The 950-nt window shown below is 47.3% G+C and carries 1 protein-coding gene; it reads left to right on the plus strand.

Annotated features, from left to right (window positions below; translation table 11 throughout):
- A partial coding sequence (locus ST42_RS05330; protein ID WP_044072706.1) for an HD domain-containing protein occupies window positions 1-950 on the plus strand: 950 nt, incomplete at both ends.

A 950-nucleotide genomic window follows, 5' to 3' on the forward strand; every position in this document is an offset into this window, starting at 1 on the left:
CAGTATGACCAGTCGAAGCAGGTGGATAACTTCCGCCAAATGCTATCGTCTGTACAGTTTGATGTGCGTGCCATACTTGTGAAGTTGGCAGACCGACTTCATAATATGCGCACGCTAAGCAGTATGCGCCCTGACAAGCAGATGAAGATTGCCTCGGAGACAGATTATTTCTATGCCCCTCTTGCCAATCGCCTTGGTTTGTATAACGTAAAGACAGAACTTGAAAATCTGTCGTTCCGCTATCGCTGTCCACGTGAGTATGAACAAATAGAGAAACAGTTGGCTGAACTTCAGCTGTCGGAGAAGCCAGATGTGGATGTCTTTATCGCCAAGACTAAGGAGATACTTGAAGCTAACGGCATTGACGCACGCATCGAGCTCCGTATGCGCTCACCTTACAGTATCTGGCGCAAGATGCAGTCCAAATGTTGTGATTTCGAACATATCGACAGCAAGCATTACCTGCGTATCATCTACAAGGCTGACGGCCTACAGGAGGAAAAGAAGCAGAGCTTGCATATCTATGCCGTGTTGTCCGACTGTTTCAAGGAGCGTCCTTGTTCTGTGGTCAATTATATCAATGCCCCGAAGGAGAACGGCTACCAAAGTTTCCATGTGAAGTTTCTCAATCCAAAGGGACAATGGGAGGAAGTGCATATCTCGTCTGAACGTATGATACGCAACAACCGCCTTGGCTGTACTGCTGAACGCACGGAGGAAAACCTGAAGGCATGGTTGGAAAAGTTCAGGGCTGTGCTCAAGGATATAGCCTACCACACCAACGAGATGGACTATATGGATGGTGTGACGGCATCGTTCTACCATGATAACATTATGGCTTTCACACCCAAAGGCAAATGTATCGTACTGCCCAAGTATGCCACTGCACTCGATTTTGCCTTCGAAATTCATACCGAAGTTGGACTTCATGCCGTGTATGCACGTATCAA

The sequence above is a fragment of the Prevotella pectinovora genome (assembly GCF_000834015.1).
Taxonomy (GTDB): domain Bacteria; phylum Bacteroidota; class Bacteroidia; order Bacteroidales; family Bacteroidaceae; genus Prevotella; species Prevotella pectinovora.